We start from the raw sequence: 18,784 nt of genomic DNA, 5'->3' as shown, positions 1-18,784 counted from the left end.
GCCCACAACACGCGTAACACCCGCAACGCCCGTACGGCGTACGGCGGATGACGGCATTCGTCGGCTGTTCGCCCGGAACTCACCCCCACAAGGCGGGGTCTTCGCGTAGGACGGCTCTCATCGGGCGCGGAAGCCGCCCGCCCGCAGTCGTCAGCCGTCAGCCGTCGTACGTGAAGGGGTCTTCATGGAGCACACCAAGGGTGCCGCGCGGGTACGCGTCCGCACCGTCGTGGCCGCCGTCGCCGTACTCGCCGCCGTCGTACCGCTCGCCCTCGACTCGACGGCCCAGGCCGCCGTGCCCGGTCACCAGCCGGACCCCTCGGCTGCCACCGGCCACCGCAACCCCGTCTCGTCGCGGTGGACGACGCGGGACCTCGCGCCCGGCCTCCAGGTCCGCACCGGGACGATCCGGCGCGCGGACGCGGCGCCGTCCTGGACCGTCACCGTCCAGCGGCCGGCCACCAGCAGGCTGACCGGCGCGCCGACCGGGCTCGAAGTGAGCGACAGGGCGTGGGCGGACGACACGGCGGCGCGGCTGCGCGCGGCGGGCTTCGCGCCGCGCGTCGAGACCGTCCAGTGGCCCGCCTACAGCGACACCCCGCACGGCACGATGGGCCTGCGGGTACGGATCGGCGGGTACGCCACGCAGGCCGCCGCCACGGCCGCCGCGCAGCCCGTCACCGCGGCGGGCTTCCTCACCGCCGTCGAGTGGACCGGCTACGACGCCGACCAGCCCGCCGACGTGCAGAACATCCACATCGCGACCGTGGACCCGCGCGTGTTCCGCGGCACGGTCGCGGGCACCCACGACGGCGACGTCGCGCGCCGCGAGACCCCGTCGTCGGTCGCCAGGAAGCTGGGCTCCCTGGTCGCCGTCAACGGCGGCTTCTTCGTCATCACCAACGCCGGCGGCATCCAGGGCACCCAGTCGGGACTCGGCGCCTACGACGGGCGGCTGGAGTCGATGTCGGCCGGCGCGCGCGCCGCCCTGGTGCTCGCCGACGGCGGTCGGCACTTCCGTATCGCCGACCTGAACAGCACGGCCACCGCCCGCGCGGGCGGCGCGTCCTACGCCGTGCAGGGCGTCAACCGGCTGCCCGGCACGGTCCGCGACTGCGGGCGCCCCGGCGGCACCCCGAGCGAGCTGCCCTGGCAGGACGTCACCTGCTACGAGAAGGACGACCTGGTGGTGTTCACCCCCGCCTTCGGCGCCGCCCTGCCCACCGGCACCGGTGTCCAGGCCGTGCTCGACGCCCGGGGCGACGTGGTGTCCGTCGGCGCGCGCGGCGGCCGGGTCCCCGCCGACGGCTCGGTGCTCCAGGGCATCGGCTCGGCCGCCGACTGGCTGACCGCGTACGCCCGTACGGGTGAGCGCGTATCGGTCGGGACGACCATCCGCGACACCGAGGGCGAGATCCTCGCCCTCGGCCCCGACGACAGCGTCGTCAGCGCCGCCCCCACCCTCGTCCAGGACGGCCGGATCGCCGTGGACGCCGCGGCCGAGGGCGTCGTCGACCCGCTCGACCTGTCCTTCGGCTACGTCTGGGCCAACGGCCGCCAGCCCCGCACCCTGGCCGGGATCGACGACCGGGGCCGCCTGCTGCTGGTCACCGTCGACGGCCGCCAGACCGGCGGCGGCAGCGAGGGCTTCACACTCATGGAGGCCGCCGCCTTCATGCGCTCCCTGGGCGCCGTCCAGGCCCTCAACCTCGACGGCGGCGGCTCCACCACCTTCGCCGTCGACGGCACCCTCGCCAACAACCCCTCGGACGCGACGGGCGAGCGCGCCGTGGGCGACTCCGTCCAGGTCGTCCCGGCCGCGCTCCACTGACCGGCGCCGCCGACCGGACGCACGACGACGGACGGTCCGTCTCCCCCGCGTGGGGGAGACGGACCGTCCGTCGTCGTAAGGAGCCGTGGGCCGTACGGGTGAGCGGGCGTCAGCCGTCGCGCTTGGGCCGCCAGACCACCAGCGCGCTGGTGTGCTGGACGTCCTGGTAGGGAACCAGGTCGCGGCGGTACGAGGCGTGCACGGCGGCCTCGCGCTGCTGGATGACGGCGGCGGCGCCCTCGACGGCGGCGGAGAGCTCGGCCACGCGCGCCTGGAGGGCGGCGACCTGGTTCTCCAGCTCGATGATCCGCTTGATGCCCGCGAGGTTGATGCCCTCGTCCTGCGAGAGCCGCTGCACCTCGCGGAGCTGCTCGATGTCACGGGTGGAGTAGCGACGGCCGCGCCCGGCGGTACGGTCGGGCGAGACCAGCCCGAGGCGGTCGTACTGACGCAGGGTCTGCGGGTGCAGCCCGGACAGCTCGGCCGCCACCGAGATGACGTAGACCGGGGACTCCTCGGTCAGTTGGTAGGGATTACGGCCGCGCGGGCCTCTCATACCGCTTCCGTCGACGCTCATTCAGGTCACGCTCCCTTTGCGGCCTTGAACAGCTCCGCCCGCGGGTCGTGCCCCGCGGTCGCTTCCCGGTAGGACTCCAGCGCGTCCAGCGCCTTGCCCTCGGTCTTCTCCGGCACCGCCACCTCGATGGTGACGAGCAGATCGCCCCGTGAACCGTCCTTGCGCATGGCGCCCTTGCCGCGGGCGCGCAGCGTACGGCCGTTCGGCGTACCGGCCGGAAGCTTAAGGGTGACCGGCGGGCCGCCCAGCGTGGGCACCTTGATCTCGCCGCCGAGCGCCGCCTCGGCGAAGGTCACCGGCACGGTGACCGTGAGATTGGACTCGCGGCGCCCGAAGACCGGGTGCGCTCCGACGTGCACGACCACGTACAGGTCGCCGCCGGGGCCGCCGCGCTCGCCGGGCGCGCCCTTGCCGCGCAGCCGGATCCGCTGCCCGTCGGTGACACCGGCCGGGATACGGACCTGCATGGTGCGCGAGGAACGGGCCCGCCCGCTGCCCTTGCAGACGTCGCAAGGGGTCTCGGCGATCAGGCCGCGGCCCTTGCAGTCCACGCACGGGTCGGTGAGCGAGAAGCCGCCACCGCCGCCGCGCGAGACCTGCCCGGTGCCGACGCAGGTCGGGCACACCCGGGGCGTGCCGTTCTTGTCGCCGGTGCCGGAGCACGCCTTGCAGGGCGCCTGCGAGGACATCCGCAGCGGGACCGTGGCCCCGTCGACCGCCTCGGTGAAGCTCAGCGTCACCTCGGACTCGATGTCCTGGCCGCGGCGCGGCTGCACCCGCGTGCCCGCGCCGCCCCGGTTGAACAGACCGCCGAAGACGTCGCCCAGGCCGCCGCCGAAGCCGCCGCCCTGCCCGCCGGTGGTCTGCCCGCCGGGCTGGCCGCCCGTGCCGCCGAACAGGTCGCCGAGGTCGAAGTTGAAGCCGCCGGCGCCGCCCGCGCCGGGACCGGGGCGGAAGCCGCCGTTCCCGAACAGCGCGCGGCCCTCGTCGTACTCCTTGCGACGCTTGGCGTCGGACAGCACGTCGTTGGCCTCGGAGATCTCCTTGAAGCGCTCCTCGGCCTTCGCGTCGCCCTTGTTGGCGTCCGGGTGGAACTCGCGGGCGAGCTTCCGGTACGCCTTCTTGATCTCGGCGTCCGTGGCGTCCTTGGGCACGCCGAGGACCTTGTACAGGTCCTTCTCCAACAGGTCCCTACTGACGCTCATCCCCGACGTCCCTCCTCTCCACCACTTCCAGGCGCGCCGCCGGTGACCGGCACACTCCTACGCCCACTTACTTCTACGCCGTCAGCCCTCGTCCGGGCCACCGGTCTCCTCTTCGTCGGCCTTCTTCTCCGCCGCCGACTCGTCCTTGCCCTGGCTGCCCGGCTGCGGTTCGGCGACCGCGACCCTGGCGGGCCGCAGATTGCGCTCCCCGATGCGGTACCCGGGCTGGAGGATCTGCACGCATGTGGTCTGCGTGACATCCGGCGAATAGCTGTGCATCAGGGCCTCGTGCACCAGCGGGTCGAAGGGCTCGCCCTCCTTGCCGAACTGTTGCAGCCCCAGCTTCGCCGCCACCGTCTCCAGCGACTCGGCGACCGACTTGAAGCCGCCGACCAGCTCGCCGTGTTCCCGCGCCCGGCCGATGTCGTCGAGCACCGGGAGCAGTTCGGTGAGCAGATTGGCGACCGCGACCTCCTTGACGGCGACCCGGTCCCGCTCCACCCTGCGGCGGTAGTTCTGATACTCGGCCTGGAGCCGCTGGAGGTCCGCGGTGCGCTCGTTGAGCGCGGTGCGCACCTGGTCCAGCTGTGCCCGCAGGGCCGTCAGCTCCTTCGCGTCCCCGTCCGGGGCCGGGGCCGCCGGGCCCGCCTCATCGGCGGACCCGGCGGCCTTCGCGGCGGCGTCCGGCTGCTCCTCGCCGGCCTCTGAAGGGACGTCGGGCTCCGACTCGAAGCCCTTCGGCTCCTCCGTCACGCGGCACCGTCCCTCTTGTTGGCGTTCTCGTCGTCGACGATCTCGGCGTCGACCACGTCGTCGTCCGCGGCGGCGTCGGCCTGACCGTCGGAGGGGGCGTCGGCGGTCGCGCTGCCGGAGGCGCCGTCGGTCTGCGCGTACAGCGCCTGGCCCAGCTTCTGGCTGGTGGCCGCGACCTTCTCGGTGGCCTCGCGGATCGCGGCGGTGTTGCCGTCGTCCGTCGACTCGTTCTTCAGCTTCTCCTTGAGGTCCGCGACCGCGGTCTCGACCTCGGACCTGACGTCCTCGGGGAGCTTGTCCTTGTTGTCCGCGATGAACTTCTCGGTCTGGTAGACGAGCTGCTCACCCTGGTTGCGGGTCTCGGCGGACTCGCGGCGCTTGTGGTCCTCGTCCGCGTACTGCTCGGCCTCCTGGCGCATGCGGTCGACCTCGTCCTTGGGCAGCGAGGAGCCGCCGGTGACGGTCATCCGCTGCTCCTTGCCGGTGCCGAGGTCCTTCGCGCCGACGTGCATGATGCCGTTGGCGTCGATGTCGAAGGTGACCTCGATCTGCGGCATCCCGCGGGGGGCGGGCGGCAGGCCGGTCAGCTCGAACATGCCGAGCTTCTTGTTGTACGCCGCGATCTCGCGCTCGCCCTGGTAGACCTGGATCTGGACCGACGGCTGGTTGTCCTCGGCCGTGGTGAAGATCTCGGAGCGCTTGGTCGGGATGGTCGTGTTGCGCTCGATCAGCTTGGTCATGATGCCGCCCTTGGTCTCGATACCGAGGGACAGCGGGGTGACGTCGAGCAGCAGGACGTCCTTGACCTCGCCCTTGAGCACACCGGCCTGGAGGGACGCGCCGATGGCGACGACCTCGTCCGGGTTGACGCCCTTGTTGGCGTCCTTGCCGCCGGTCAGCTCGCGCACCAGCTCCGCGACGGCGGGCATACGCGTCGAGCCGCCGACCAGGACGACGTGGTCGATCTCCGAGAGCTGGATCCCGGCGTCCTTGATGACGTTGTGGAACGGCGTCTTGCAGCGCTCCAGCAGGTCGGTGGTGAGCTGCTGGAACTGGGCGCGGGTGAGCTTCTCGTCCAGGTGCAGCGGGCCCTCGGCGGACGCCGTGATGTACGGCAGGTTGATCGAGGTCTCGGTGGACGAGGACAGCTCGATCTTCGCCTTCTCCGCCGCCTCGCGCAGGCGCTGGAGGGCCATCTTGTCCTTGCCCAGGTCCACGCCGTGGCCGGACTGGAACTGCTTCACCAGGTAGTCGACGACGCGCTGGTCCCAGTCGTCACCACCGAGGTGGTTGTCGCCGTTGGTGGCCTTCACCTCGACGACGCCGTCGCCGATCTCCAGCAGCGAGACGTCGAAGGTGCCGCCACCGAGGTCGAAGACCAGGATGGTCTGGTCGTCCTTGTCGAGGCCGTAGGCCAGCGCGGCGGCGGTCGGCTCGTTGACGATGCGCAGCACGTTGAGGCCCGCGATCTCACCGGCCTCCTTGGTGGCCTGGCGCTCGGAGTCGTTGAAGTACGCGGGGACGGTGATCACCGCGTCGGTGACCTTCTCGCCCAGGTACGACTCCGCGTCCCGCTTGAGCTTCTGCAGGATGAAGGCGCTCATCTGCTGCGGGTTGAAGTCCTTGCCGTCCAGGTTGATCTTCCAGTCGGTGCCCATGTGGCGCTTGACCGACCGGACGGTCCTGTCGACGTTGGTGACAGCCTGGCGCTTGGCGACCTCGCCGACGAGCACCTCGCCGTTCTTGGCGAAGGCGACGACGGACGGCGTGGTCCTGGCGCCCTCTGCGTTGGTGATGACGGTGGGCTCGCCGCCTTCGAGAACGCTGACGACGGAATTAGTCGTGCCCAGGTCGATGCCGACCGCACGTGCCATGGTGAAATCCTCCTGCTGACTTGAGTGGAACTGACTCAAGACTGCACGACCCGGGATCTTCTGTCAACAGACGTGAGTCGACCCCACTCAACTTATCTCTGCTTTATGTGCGCAGGGCGGATGTTCTCGCAGGTCGGACGGGGTGCGGCGGGGTGCGGCGAGGTGCCGCGTCAGCGGCTTGGAGAGGCCGGCACCGGGCGGTCCGCGCGCAGCGCCGCCAGCAGCGGACCGGACTCGGCCGGCCGGGCCGTCAGCGTACGGAAGACGAGGGCGCCGTCCGGCACCTTGCGCAGGCTTCCCGCCAGCTCGTACAGCGCGGGCAGCGTACTGAGTCCGGGATCGGCCGTGAGGGACGAGGTGGCCGTGTCGACCAGGCCGAAGAACCGGGCCGGATGATGCAGCGTGTCCGCCCCGCGCGCCTCACGAGTCAGCGTACGCAACAGCTCGCGGCGGCGCTCACCGGCGTGGGCGCCGACCGCGGCCTCGATCCGGTCGAACCCGGCGAGGTCCACCACCATGTGGTGGTCGACGCGGATGCCGCTGAGCCGTTCGAAGGCGCGGATCGAGCAGGCCGCCCCGCCGCCGCTGAAGGCGCGGCCGAAGGGTTCGTACGCGGCCGGGCTCGTACCGCCGTCCGGGCGGGGACAGCTCGGCACGCCGACCTTCAGGGAGCGCGGTACGCCGACGGCGGCGGCGTGGCGGCGGTCGGCGGACAGGTGCAGCAGGACGGCGGCGTCGGAGGTGTCCTCACCCGGGGGCGCGCCGGAGCCCGGGCCGCGCTCGGCGTTCTGGCCGCCGTGGGCTCCGCTGCCGATCGGGGTGCCCTGGCCGCTCGGGCCGCTCTGGCCGCCCTGGCCGCCCTGGCCGCTTTCGGAGCCCAGCATCAGGATGTTGCGCGCCTGCGGCACCAGCGCGCGGGGCCGCTCCTTCGCGTACCGGGCGAGCACCTTCTCCGCGGCCCGGTCGGTGTGGATGTTGCCGCTGAACTTCCGGTAGGACGCCCAGCCCAGACCCGCCGTCACCACGAGGAGGAGCCCGGCGCCGATCGCGACCCAGCGCAGCACGGCCCGCATGCCCGCCTCCTCCCGCGTGATCGTGGCGCCTCGTCCGTCATGGCCCGCTCGCGCGGTGGCCCGACATCCGATGAACTTAATGTCGCCTTTGCCATACTTGTCACGATTAGGGCTAATTTAAGCGTCATGGAACCCACCGAAGACAGCCGGCACGTCGTCGTCGTAGGCCAGGGCCATGTCGGGCTGCCGCTGGCACTGCGGGCGGCGGAGGCCGGTTTCACGGTCATCGGGATCGACATCGACGAACAGCTGGTCAAACGGCTGACGGCCGGGGACTCCCGCGTCGGCGACGTCCCCGCGGAGCGGCTGGCCGAGGCCCTCGCCTCCGGCCGTTACCGGGCCAGTACGGACTACGCCGACGCCCGCGACTTCGACGTCTGCGTGATCACCGTCCCCGTACCGGTCCACGACGGCGTCCCCGACCGCGGCGCGATCGTGGACGCGGGCCGGGCCGTGGCCCCGCACCTGCGCCCGCGCGCCACCGTCGTCCTGGAGTCCACGACCGCGCCCGGCACCACCGAGGAGCTGCTGCGGCCGGTCCTGGAGGAGATCAGCGGCCTGACCGCGGGCAGCGCCTTCCACCTGGGTTACAGCCCCGGGCGCACCGACCCCGGCAACCCCCGGTGGCGGCTGGAGAACACCCCCAAGGTCGTCTCCGGTGTGAACGTACGATCGCTCCTCGCCGTCGACGGCTTCTACTCCCGAATCGTGCGCAATACGGTGCCGGTTTCGTCGCCGCGCACCGCCGAGCTGACCAAGCTCATCGAGGACGCCTTCCGCCAGGTGAACATCGCCCTGGTCAACGAACTGGCCACCGTCACCGGGCCGATGGGCACCGACATCCGCGAGGCGATCGACGCGGCGGCCACCAAGCCGTACGGCTTCCTGCCCTTCCACCCCGGCCCCGGCGTCGGCGGTCACCGGCTGCCGGTCCCCCGCGGTCTGCTGCGTTTCGCGGCGCTCGCCGAGGAGATCAACGGGCTGATGCCCACCCAGGTGGTGGACAGGATCGCGGCCGGTCTCGACGCCAGGCAGCGGCCGGTCGAGGGAAGCCGCGTCCTTCTGCTGGGTCTCGCTTACAAACGCGACAGCGGCGACCTTCGCGAATCGCCCGCGCTCGCCATCGCGGCCGGGCTGACGGCGCTCGGCGCCCGGGTGCGCGCGGTCGAGCCGTACGCGGACCCGGCCCGGCTGCCCGCCGACCTGCTGTGCGTGGAGCTGACCGAGGAGGAGGCCGCGGCGGCGGACGTGGTGGTCGTCGTGACCGACCACGACGTCTTCGACTACACGATGGTCGCGCGGGCGGCGACGTACGTCTTCGACACGCGGAACCGGTGCCGGGGTGAGAGCGTGGAGCGGCTCTGAGCCGGTCACGGCAGGGCGCGACAGGCCGCACCGCGACGCAGATCACGAGTTGCACGGCTGTATGCGCCCGCGGATCGCGGGTAATCTCAGCGGAGACCGGATTAAGTTACCGCTTAGTACGACCTTGCTCGTACGACTCGTACGGGACCTTGCTCGTACGACCCGTACGACCCTGTACAAGCGTTGCCCGTACGACCTTGCCCAGCACGAAGCCTTCCCGCCCGATCCTGAACCCACGGCCCCCTCCCACTGAACCGCCGCGCAGGCCCGAGGAGCCCACATGCAACTCGCCGCGATCATCGTGTCGCTGGTCCTCACCGCGGTCGGCGTCGCCCTGATCAGCCTCGCCGTCGCGCAGATCTTCCGGTTCGTCACGCTCGGCCAGCCCGTGCCCGCGGGCTCCCGCACGAACGACTGGGTGGCCAGGTCCACGACCCTGGCCAGGGAATTCGTCGGCCACACCCGGATGAACAAGTGGGGCGTCGTCGGCGTCGCGCACTGGTTCGTGGCGGTCGGCTTCCTCACCCTCGGCCTGACGATCGTCAACGCGTACGGCCAGCTCTTCAAGGCCGACTGGATCCTGCCGTGGATCGGCACCTGGCTGCCGTACGAGGTGTACACCGAGTTCATCGCGGCGCTCACCACCCTCGGCATCCTCACCCTGATCGTGATCCGGCTGCTGAATCTGCCCTCGCGCGCCGGCCGCAAGTCCCGCTTCACCGGTTCGACGGCCTGGCAGGCGTACTTCGTGGAGTACGTCGTTCTGATCATCGGCCTGGCGATCCTGACGCTGCGCGGCCTGGAGGGCGCCCTGCACGGCGTCGACCACTACGAGGCCGCGTACTTCGTCTCGTACCCGCTGGTCGCCGCCTTCCGGAAGATGAGCACCGGCAGCCTCCAGAACACCGTCTACGCCGTCGCCATGGTCAAGCTGGGCGTCACGATGATCTGGGCGATCGTGCTCGGCCTGCACACCAACATGAGCGTGGCCTGGCACCGCTTCCTGGCCTTCCCCAACATCTGGTTCAAGCGGAACGCGGACGGTCCGGTCGCGCTCGGCGCGCTCCAGCCGATGGTCTCCGCGGGCAAGCCCATCGATTTCGAGGACCCGGGCGAGGACGACCAGTTCGGCGTCTCCCAGATCGAGCACTTCTCCTGGAAGGGCATCCTCGACTTCTCCACCTGCACCGAGTGCGGGCGCTGCCAGTCGCAGTGCCCCGCCTGGAACACCGGCAAGCCGCTCTCCCCCAAGCTGCTGATCATGTCGCTGCGCGACCACGCGCACGCCAAGGCGCCGTATCTGCTGGCCGGCGGCGGCAAGAACGCCGAGGGCGAGGAGACCGGTACGCCCGAGCAGCTCGCGGGCGTCCCCGTCGCCGCGCTCGCCGAGGCCGAGCGCCCGCTGATCGGCACGGCGGAGGAGAACGGGGTCATCGACCCCGACGTGCTGTGGTCCTGCACCACCTGCGGCGCCTGCGTCGAGCAGTGCCCGGTCGACATCGAGCACATCGACCACATCGTCGACATGCGCCGCTACCAGGTGATGATCGAGTCGTCGTTCCCGAGCGAGGCGGGCACGATGCTCAAGAACCTGGAGAAGAAGGGCAACCCGTGGGGCCTGCCGAAGAAGCAGCGCCTGGCCTGGGTCAAGGAAGTCGACTTCGAGGTGCCGGTCGTCGGCGAGGACGTCGAGGACCTGACCGAGGTCGAGTACCTGTACTGGGTCGGCTGCGCGGGCTCCCTGGAGGACCGCGCGAAGAAGACCACCAAGGCTTTCGCCGAGCTCCTGCACATCGCGGGCGTCAAGTTCGCGATCATGGGCGGCGACGAGAACTGCACCGGTGACTCCGCCCGCCGCCTGGGCAACGAATTCCTCTTCCAGCAGCTCGGCCAGGAGAACGTGGCCATGCTCAACATGGCCTTCGGCGAGTCCCTCGACGAGGACGGCGCGGTGGACCCCTCCACGCGCAAGCCGCGCGCCTCGAAGAAGATCGTCGCCACCTGCCCGCACTGCTTCAACACCATCGCCAACGAGTACCCGCAGCTCGGCGGCGAGTACGAGGTCGTCCACCACACCCAGCTCCTCCAGCACCTCGTGGACGAGGGCAAGTTGGTGCCGGTCACGCCGGTCGAGGGCCTGATCACGTACCACGACCCCTGCTACCTCGGGCGGCACAACAAGGTCTACACACCGCCGCGCGAGATCATCGCGTCCGTGCCCGGTCTGCGGAACGAGGAGATGCACCGCCACAAGGAGCGCGGCTTCTGCTGCGGCGCGGGCGGCGCGCGGATGTGGATGGAGGAGCGGATCGGCAAGCGCGTCAACAACGAGCGCGTCGACGAGGCGCTTTCCCTCAACCCGGACATCATCTCCACCGCGTGCCCGTTCTGCCTGGTCATGCTCTCCGACTCCGTCAACGGCAAGAAGAACGACGGCCAGGCGAAGGAGGCCCTCCAGGTCGTGGACGTCTCGCAGCTTCTCCTCCAGTCGGTGAAGGCGCCGGCGGACGCGGCCGAGCTGAGCGAGGAAGCGCCGGCCGGGACGGCCTGATCCGGGGCCTCACCAGCCCTTACGGGTTCCCCTAGGGGTTTGCCCGGGGGTCCGTCGACGGGTTCGCCGCCGCGTGTCACAGGTTGGCAGCAATGGGCGGCGGCGGACCGGCCGACAGGAGCGGTGCGGCGGCTTACCGGGTACGTTCGATGACGTGGCTGGATTCAGGAATCGACACGGTGAGGGCGGTGGCCGGGGCGGCCGTCCCGGCCAGGGGCCGGGATACGGCGCGGGTCACGGGCAGGGCGCGGGTCAGGGGCAGGGTGCCGGTTACGGGCAGGGCTCGGGTCAGGGACACGGCGCGGGGTACGGGCAGGGCGCCGGTTACGGGCAGGGCTCGGGTCAAGGCCAGGGCGCGGGGTACGGGCAGGGCGCGTACGGAACGCCTCCCGGTGAGCCGGAGTACTACGCGCCCTCGGCGGGGCAGCCCGGCGGGTACGACGAGTCGCCCGGCCAGACGAAGGCGTTCACGCTGGGCGCCGGGTTCGCGGGCCAGGGCCAGGAGCCGTACGTCGATCCGTACGCCGGGCAGCAGCCGTACGCGCAGCCTTCGCACGCACAGCCCCCGTACGCCCAGCCCCCGTACTCGGGCGACAACGTGGCGACGTACCGCGCGGGTCAGTCCGCCGCGCCGCCGGTCGGTCCGCGGCTGCACTGGAAGGAGTTGCTGAGCGGCGTCGTGCTGCGCCCCGGCCGTACCTTCTGGCAGATGCGCGACCACACGGTCTGGGGCCCGGCCCTGACCGTGACCTTCCTCTACGGGCTGCTCGCCGTCTTCGGCTTCGACGCCGCCCGCAGCGACGTCCTGGACGCGACGCTCACCACCAGCATCCCGTGGGTGCTCACCACGGCCGTCGCCGTCGTCATCTCCGCGGTCACGCTCGGCGCGGTCACCAACACCCTCGCGCGGCAGTTCGGCGGCGACGGCGCCTGGGCGCCGACGATCGGGCTCTCGCTCCTGATCACGACGCTCACCGACGCCCCGCGTCTCTTCTTCGCGCTCTTCCTCGGCGGCGCCAACAGCTTCGTCCAACTCCTGGGCTGGCTCACCTGGCTGGGCTGCGCGGCGCTGCTCACCTCGATGGTCAGCAAGTCGCACGACCTGCCGTGGCCGAAGGCGCTCGGGGCGGCGTCGATCCAACTGATCGCGCTGCTCTGCCTGTTCAAGCTGCCGCTGATCTGACCCGCCCCGGGGTCTCAGACCTTGGTGCGGTGGAAGTTCATGAAGGACCGTGAAGGCGTCGGCCCGCGCTGCCCCTGGTAACGGGAGCCGTACTGCTGCGATCCGTAAGGGAATTCGGCGGGCGAGGTCAGCCGGAAGAGGCAGAGCTGCCCGATCTTCATTCCGGGCCAGAGCTTGATCGGGAGCGTCGCGACATTCGACAGCTCCAGCGTCACATGCCCGGAGAAACCGGGGTCGATGAACCCCGCGGTCGAGTGCGTCAGCAGCCCCAGCCGCCCCAGACTCGACTTCCCCTCCAGCCGCGACGCCATGTCGTCGGGCAACGAGATGACCTCGTACGTCGACCCGAGCACGAATTCCCCCGGATGCAGGATGAACGGCTCGTCACCCTCCGGCTCCACCAGCCGCGTCAGATCCGGCTGTTCCACCGCCGGGTCGATGTGCGGATACCGGTGGTTCTCGAACACCCGGAAGAACCGGTCCAGCCGCACATCAATACTCGACGGCTGCACCATCGACGGCTCGAACGGGTCCACGCGCACGCGTCCGTTGTCGATTTCGGCTCGAATGTCCTTGTCAGAGAGAAGCACGCCCCGAAGGTTACGCGCCCGGAGCGGCCCCGACCCAATCCTCCGGCCCGGAGCCGCCACCTCACCGGCCTCCGACTACCGCTTCTCCCCGCCCCCGGCCACCGGCACCGCGTGCCTCAGCCGCGCGCACTTGGGACACCTCAACAACCGCCCGGGCCCCAACCGCTCGGCCCCCAAATGCTGCATCGGGAACGAAGCCGTACTGAACACATGCCCCTCGGCACAACGAACAACGGTGCGCTCCATCAAGTCCCTTCCCCAACCAACCGGCGTGGACGACAAACCCACACATTAGGGGATCAACCCACCGCGCACCCACTCACCACTCCGCCCCCAACCTACGCCCCACCCCACCCCCCACATGCGGTAGACTCCCCCACGAAGCCACCCCCACCAGGGCCTTCACGCGGATGTAGTTTAATGGTAGAACATGAGCTTCCCAAGCTCAGAGCGCGGGTTCGATTCCCGTCATCCGCTCTTTGATAAAGCCCCAGGTCGAAGACTTGGGGCTTTTTTTTTCAAGACCGATTCTGGGAACGCGCGGTCAAGGACGACCGATGGTAGATATTCAAGGCCGGCTTCGATAGTGCGCTAGACGCGAGGCGTCCCATTCCATAATCTCAAGAATGTCATCGAGATATCCACTGGTTTCGTAACTGTGCTCCCTCAAAAACTCCTGATACAGCAACAAAAGACCATCGCGAATAGTCTCAAAGCAGCGCCAATAGTAGCCCGACTCGATCGAATCGCCATCTTCCTCTCCGGCAGCAAACCCGAGAACAGCCCATGTGGCTTCTTCCACCTGGGCCGGCGGCAGCCCGTCGGCGAACATCGCCATGACAACCGTGCACACCGCAGGCGCAGGGGGCATCAGGATCGACTGGATGAACACATGCCCGTCCAGAGCGCGCAGCACACCCGGGTTCCCGTCGATCGCGGATTCCAGCAGCGCGATCAGATGTACCGCCGATTCTCCGCAACCACACTCCACCGCATCCCAGTCCTGCCGACCTAGTTCTCTTCGCGCAAGACTCAATTAATTCAGCTCCTCGAACTAGGATGGGAGCAAGTCGTACTGGAGCACCCGACTTACTTTCCTGTTTACTTTACTATTTACTCAAGGCCACATCACCATACTCCACCCGGCTCGCCCTCGACACCCGGACCGAAGGCACTGGGTGGATAATCAAGTTGACACTTTATGCAGACGCTCTTCGCAGCCGGCTCATATTCTCTTGGATCCGACCCTGTCACAGCCTTCGTTGTGTAGGCGATGCCAAGACGCACCTTCGTCCAGTCCCCGCCCAGTGCGCGGACCACATTCCCTTCTGCGCAGTAGGTGGCTTCGCAGCCCAAGACATCCGGACCGGACGAGGCAACTGCCATCTCGCCAGTCTCGGTGTGATAACCCGAGACATACGATCGAGTGGCGAGTTTCGAGACGCGGTTGTCGACGGCCGCGGAACGGGCGAGATTATCACCTCGGTCGGTTCGCTCGGCCGGTGACCAGTCTGCGGGGGCTGCTTCCTTGTGCAGGTACGCGGGACGAGACTTCGCGCCGCGCGGTCCGCGTGAGGTGGTTCCCCGTGGGCTGGGCTTTTCAGTGCCCGTAGCCGGATCGCTCGGCTCGGCTACGGCCCTGTTCTGGGCGGGGTCCGCTTCCCAGTTGTCGGCGGGGGCCGGGTGGCCATCACCAGCTGCGTCCTCGAAGGCCTTCGTGCCGGCCGTGGGCGTTTTGGCCTTGCCGCCGTCGGTCTCCGCGGACTTGGCCGCGCCTGAATCCTCGCCGGAGTCCTCGCTGGTGGGGTCGCCTCCCACACCGGGGCCGCAGTCGCCCATGAGGGCGGCACATGAGGAAACGACCGCTGCGGTTCCGGCCTCAGCACAAGCTGGTCCAGCAACACCGAGAGACTCCCCGGTACAAACCCCGACAGCCGTCACTGCGACAACTGCGACCGTGGCCACGGCCACGTATGGTGCGGCCTTCTCAACGACGTGGCCCGCACAGCTCCAGAAGCTGTGGCAACCGCCACCACCGCTCTTCTTGCCAGTACTCGAAGTGCTCCCGCTGGAGGTGGTGGAGGAGGTGGAGGTGCTACCCGCGTCAGGATTGCCGGGGGGCGGGCCGCAATCGATGGCGCACGTGTTCATCGACGGGTCGTTGTACCAGTCGTCGTATCCGGTGGGGTCGGAACCACTGGCCGGGTTGTCGGCGGCGTAGGCGTAGCCGCCCATCTGGTTGGGGTCGCCCGCCTGGAAGAGCGGGTCCGCTGTCAGGAAACGGCCCTGAGCGGAGTCGTAGTTGCGGGCGCCGAGCAGGTCGAGTCCGGTGGCCGCGTCCGTGGGTTGTCCCAGGAAGCCGCGATTCTCGTCCGGAGCCACCCAGGTCGTCGGCTTGGCGCCGCGCGGATTGCCGTAGGGGTCGTAGAAACGGCGGGTGACCGCCAGTGTGGTGGCGTCGACGGCGGTGGTGGCGGTGCCCTGAACGGTGGCGACCTGGTAGGTGACCGTGCCGGTGCTGGAACGGGTGACGGTGGTGCCGTCGGGTCCGGTGATGTTGCGCAGGCCGGTCAGTGTGCTGTTGGCGACGTTCAGGGTGATCTGCTCGGTGCCACCGAAGAGGTAGAGGACCCGGGTGGTGTCGGTGCTGTCGACTGCCGCGGTCTGCTCCAGCAGGCTGCCGTCAGCGTCGTAGAGGTACTTGCTCGTGTTGGTGTGTGCTCCGTTACCGGTGGCTACGCTCGCGGTACGACCCTCGGCGTCATAGGTGAAGGTCTGCGTCTGGCCGGCGGACACGGCTCCGACCGCGGCGTTGGTCCAGGTCTGTCCACTGCTTCCGCAGGCCGCCAGCGTCAGCTGGGTGGCGTTGGTGGCACTGGCCGCCGGGTCGGTGAGGCACATCGTGGTGGCAGCTGCGCTGACAACCGTGTTGGCACTGGTGATCTTCCACTTCTGGGTGACATCTGCAGAGCAGGTGTCGATGACGATCTTTGTGCCCGACGTGGTGGCGTTACCGGTGGTGTCCAGGCACAGACCCATCACCCGGATGGTGCCGTCGGTGCCGACCGACAACTTCTGGGCGTTGGCGGTACCGCAGGTGTTGATCTGTACCTTGGCGCCGGGCGTGGTGGAGGACGCGGCGTCCTCGACGCATTTCCTGCCGCCGCCGCTCAGAGCGAATCCGCTGATCAGCGGTCCGGTCGAGGCCACCTTGCGATTGGTCGTGTCGCCCGCGTTGACACCGCCGTGCGTCGGGTCGGTGTACGCGGGCGTCGAGGTCGCGGTGCCGGTGGTCGGGTTTGTCGTAGTGGTGGCGCCCGCCTGGTCGGGCAATGCCACGCTGGTCGTGCCGTTGGCGCCGGTGTAGGAGGTGGCTTGAGTGGAGTCGCCGGCTGCGTTGCCGGTGGAGTCGTGGTCGACCATGCCCGTACGGTCGCCGAGCAGGTCGTAGCTGTAGCTCTGCCAGTACGGTGCCGGGCCGCCGACGGTCGTCGTCTTGACGGGTGTGGTGGTACTCGTCTGCACGGAAGCGGTGTTGCAGCGGCCGACGCTGCCGACCGGGGCGCTGCTCGGGTTCGTGATTCCCGCGGTGTCGGTCCAAGCAGCGGTCAGCCGCTGGAACGAGTCGTAGGTGAAGCACTGGGTGTCGTGCGTGGTGTTGTTCTGCAGGTCGTCGGCAGCGGTGAGCTGACCCGACTGGTCGTAGCGGTAGTCGACGACATCAAGGGCGGTGACTGAGGTCTGCACCATCGTTGATGTCTGTGTGGTGCGGCCGGTGGTGACGTCGTACTGGGCAAAGGTCGCCAATTCCTTGCCGGTGGGGCCATAGTTGGTCTGCAGCACTCGCCCGAACGGGTCGTGGACCGCGGTGTCGAGGTAGGACGGCGTGTTGGAACTGCTGATGAACCCGCCGATGCCGTCGAGGTTTCCCTGCTGCGTATATCCGAAGTCGATGTCCTCGGCCGGGAGCTTGCCGTCTGCCTGGTATTTAACGGTCGACAGCAGACCGACGGTCGGCGTGTACGCGTTGGTGGTGCTGTACGTGACAGTGCCGCTCGCCGGAGGCTGGCTCTGCCCGGCGGCGGCAAACCCGTCCGCGGCGGGCACGGTCACCGTGGAACCTGACGGCTGATAGGCGGCGTTGTAGCCGGTCACAGCCTGGGTGTACGCCTTGCTCGTCGTCCCCGTGGCACCGTTGAGGTAGCGGGTAGCGGAGGTCGGGTACCCCTTGGCCAGCGTGTCGTAGACCCAGGACGCCTGTTCCTTCGTGGCGTCGGGCGTGGCCGACCAGGCGCCGCTGTACTCGGCTGTGACGCGGTTGTCCCAGTCGTAGCTATACGACATGACCTGGCCGCGGGAATCCGTGCTTTGCAACAGATTTCCGGCGATGTCGTATTTGTCGAGACTGCTCGGCCCGACGTTGGGGTCGGTCCGGGTCGTCGGGCGGCCAAGGAAGTCGTATCCGTAGGACCAGGTGTTGCCGGCGGTGTCCTTGACGGACTCGACCTGGCCGTCGGGGGTGTAGGTGTAGCGGGTGGTGGCGTCGGCAGCCCGGACGGCGTCCGCGGTTCCCTGGTGCCAGAGCGTGCCGCCTGCGCTGGAGACGACGGCCGCAGTGGAGTCGTTGCGCACCTGGAAGGTTGCGCCAGTGGTGGCGGTGAGACCGGTGGTCCACTTGGACGTGCCCGCCGTGGTGCGGACGACGAGGTTTCCGTCAGTGCCGAACTGAGCGAAGGCGCCGGGGTTGCCGCTCGTGCCGCTGGACCAGATGGTCGTCCCGGTGGCCAATGCGCTGAGGACCAGGTTTCCGTCCGCCTGCATCGTCAGCCGTACGCTGTCGGAGGTGAGCGAGGTGCCGGACGGGATGGTCTGGCCGGCGGCGAGAGTGACGGTCGCACCGGTGTTCTTCACCACGTTGCTGGTGATCTGCCCCAGCGCGTTGGTGAAGCTGGCTGTGGTGCGGCCGCCCACGGGTGCGGTGGTGTCGGTCTCGTCGGCACCGCGATAGGTGGTGGCGGTGTGCCACTGCTGGACGGCCTGGTGCCACAGCGTGCTGGTGACCGCGCGGCCTTCGCCGTCGTATTCGGTGGTGGTCTCCGAAGGGACTTCGTTCTCGTTGGCGGCCCACAGTGTGGTGCCGGGGACCGCGGTGGGTTCGGAGTACGGGGCGTACGACACCGTCGGCCAGCCGTGGGAGTCGTAGAAGGTGTCGGAGATGATCCGGCCGGAGTTGCTGTCTCCGGCAGCGGTGCTCTGCGTCTGGCGGGACTGGAGCATCCCGTCGTAGATCGCGATGGACGTTGCGTAGGTGCCGTCCTCGCGCAGCGTTTTCGTGGTCACCGTGGACGGGGCACCCGGAGAGGTGATCGTGCCCCCCGGGGCGGCCACCGCGCCCGGGTTGATCGAGTAGGCGAACGTCATGTCCGCGCTCTGTCCGCCGTCCTTGTCACGGCCTGGTAGCCAGACCGCAGTGCGTCGGCCAAGTGCGTCGTAACTGATGTCCGTGACGCGGTTGTTGGCGTCGATGTCCTCGGTCGGCACACCGCGCAGCGGATCGAGTGTGGAGACCTCCTTCCACCGTTGCGCGTTGTAGGTGGTGATGCCGACGGCGTTGGTGTTTCCGCCTGCGGAGGTCCAGGCCGGTGTGAAGTCGGTATGAGTGTCCTGGCCGGTGATGTCGAGCGCATCGACGGCGCGGCCGGCGCCGTCGTACACCGTCGCCATGTCCGTCTGCCAGTTCTCGGTACTGCCGTTGTATCCGGTGGAACTACGCACGGCCGAG

At 69.3% G+C, this 18,784-nt stretch carries 12 protein-coding genes and 1 tRNA gene; 5 read left to right on the top strand and 8 right to left on the bottom strand.

Features of this window, described 5'->3' with window-relative positions:
* Positions 1 to 184 precede the first annotated feature (184 nt).
* A complete protein-coding gene (locus tag ACZ37P_RS20785; protein WP_467347949.1) occupies positions 185 to 1,831 on the top strand; it encodes a phosphodiester glycosidase family protein in 1,647 nt (548 codons plus the stop codon).
* A gap of 109 nt (positions 1,832 to 1,940) precedes the next feature.
* On the opposite strand, the gene ACZ37P_RS20780 is transcribed toward ACZ37P_RS20785, so the two are convergent.
* The 5 genes from ACZ37P_RS20780 to ACZ37P_RS20760 form a co-directional block, all read right to left on the bottom strand.
* The gene (locus tag ACZ37P_RS20780; RefSeq protein ID WP_391041587.1) at positions 1,941 to 2,408 is read right to left on the bottom strand and encodes a heat shock protein transcriptional repressor HspR; all 468 of its coding nucleotides are present in this window, start codon (positions 2,406 to 2,408) and stop codon (positions 1,941 to 1,943) included.
* Between the two features lie 5 nt (positions 2,409 to 2,413).
* Complete coding sequence (gene dnaJ, locus ACZ37P_RS20775) at positions 2,414 to 3,613, bottom strand: molecular chaperone DnaJ (RefSeq protein ID WP_355346258.1); 1,200 nt, start codon at positions 3,611 to 3,613, stop codon at positions 2,414 to 2,416.
* 81 nt (positions 3,614 to 3,694) lie between these two features.
* A complete protein-coding gene (grpE, locus tag ACZ37P_RS20770) occupies positions 3,695 to 4,366 on the bottom strand; it encodes a nucleotide exchange factor GrpE (protein ID WP_355346261.1) in 672 nt (223 codons plus the stop codon).
* Positions 4,363 to 6,240, bottom strand: coding sequence for a molecular chaperone DnaK (gene dnaK / locus ACZ37P_RS20765; protein ID WP_355346264.1), 1,878 nt, complete (start codon positions 6,238 to 6,240; stop codon positions 4,363 to 4,365). Before dnaK ends, grpE begins: the two co-directional genes overlap by 4 nt.
* 170 nt (positions 6,241 to 6,410) lie before the next feature.
* Positions 6,411 to 7,313 carry an LCP family protein gene (locus ACZ37P_RS20760; protein WP_467347946.1) on the bottom strand — a complete coding sequence of 301 codons (903 nt, stop codon included), beginning with the start codon at positions 7,311 to 7,313 and terminating at the stop codon, positions 6,411 to 6,413.
* Between the two features lie 126 nt (positions 7,314 to 7,439).
* Between ACZ37P_RS20760 and ACZ37P_RS20755 the strand changes: the two genes are divergently transcribed.
* From ACZ37P_RS20755 to ACZ37P_RS20745, 3 genes are all read left to right on the top strand, one after another.
* Complete coding sequence (locus ACZ37P_RS20755) at positions 7,440 to 8,678, top strand: nucleotide sugar dehydrogenase (RefSeq protein WP_467347944.1); 1,239 nt, start codon at positions 7,440 to 7,442, stop codon at positions 8,676 to 8,678.
* 280 nt (positions 8,679 to 8,958) lie between these two features.
* The gene (locus ACZ37P_RS20750; RefSeq protein ID WP_467347942.1) at positions 8,959 to 11,229 is read left to right on the top strand and encodes a (Fe-S)-binding protein; all 2,271 of its coding nucleotides are present in this window, start codon (positions 8,959 to 8,961) and stop codon (positions 11,227 to 11,229) included.
* Between the two features lie 154 nt (positions 11,230 to 11,383).
* Entirely contained in the window at positions 11,384 to 12,412 is a 1,029-nt protein-coding gene (locus ACZ37P_RS20745; RefSeq protein ID WP_467347941.1) for a Yip1 family protein, read from the top strand.
* 14 nt (positions 12,413 to 12,426) lie between these two features.
* Here the strand turns inward: ACZ37P_RS20745 and dcd are convergent, their stop codons facing one another.
* Complete coding sequence (gene dcd / locus ACZ37P_RS20740; RefSeq protein ID WP_355346279.1) at positions 12,427 to 13,002, bottom strand: dCTP deaminase; 576 nt, start codon at positions 13,000 to 13,002, stop codon at positions 12,427 to 12,429.
* A 406-nt stretch (positions 13,003 to 13,408) separates the two neighbouring features.
* Here dcd and ACZ37P_RS20735 point away from each other — a divergent pair.
* Positions 13,409 to 13,479, top strand: a tRNA-Gly gene (locus ACZ37P_RS20735).
* Positions 13,480 to 13,570: 91 nt separating this feature from the next.
* Here the strand turns inward: ACZ37P_RS20735 and ACZ37P_RS20730 are convergent.
* A complete protein-coding gene (locus ACZ37P_RS20730) occupies positions 13,571 to 14,038 on the bottom strand; it encodes a hypothetical protein (RefSeq protein ID WP_467347939.1) in 468 nt (155 codons plus the stop codon).
* Between the two features lie 92 nt (positions 14,039 to 14,130).
* The gene (locus ACZ37P_RS20725) at positions 14,131 to 18,777 is read right to left on the bottom strand and encodes a ricin-type beta-trefoil lectin domain protein (protein ID WP_467347937.1); all 4,647 of its coding nucleotides are present in this window, start codon (positions 18,775 to 18,777) and stop codon (positions 14,131 to 14,133) included.
* Positions 18,778 to 18,784 lie beyond the last annotated feature (7 nt).

The organism is Streptomyces sp. NPDC024632 (assembly GCF_055559175.1).
The sequence above is the reverse complement of the archived record's forward strand: the minus strand, read 5'-3'. Positions and strand labels throughout refer to the sequence as shown.

Excerpts from the sequence above, each read along its gene's own strand:
- ACZ37P_RS20785 (WP_467347949.1), top strand. The coding sequence starts at position 185 with ATGGAGCACACCAAGGGTGCCGCGCGGGTACGCGTCCGCACCGTCGTG.
- ACZ37P_RS20760 (WP_467347946.1), bottom strand. The coding sequence starts at position 7,313 with ATGCGGGCCGTGCTGCGCTGGGTCGCGATCGGCGCCGGGCTCCTCCTC.
- ACZ37P_RS20755 (WP_467347944.1), top strand. The coding sequence starts at position 7,440 with ATGGAACCCACCGAAGACAGCCGGCACGTCGTCGTCGTAGGCCAGGGC.
- dnaK (WP_355346264.1), bottom strand. The coding sequence starts at position 6,240 with ATGGCACGTGCGGTCGGCATCGACCTGGGCACGACTAATTCCGTCGTC.
- dnaJ (WP_355346258.1), bottom strand. The coding sequence starts at position 3,613 with ATGAGCGTCAGTAGGGACCTGTTGGAGAAGGACCTGTACAAGGTCCTC.
- ACZ37P_RS20750 (WP_467347942.1), top strand. The coding sequence starts at position 8,959 with ATGCAACTCGCCGCGATCATCGTGTCGCTGGTCCTCACCGCGGTCGGC.
- ACZ37P_RS20780 (WP_391041587.1), bottom strand. The coding sequence starts at position 2,408 with ATGAGCGTCGACGGAAGCGGTATGAGAGGCCCGCGCGGCCGTAATCCC.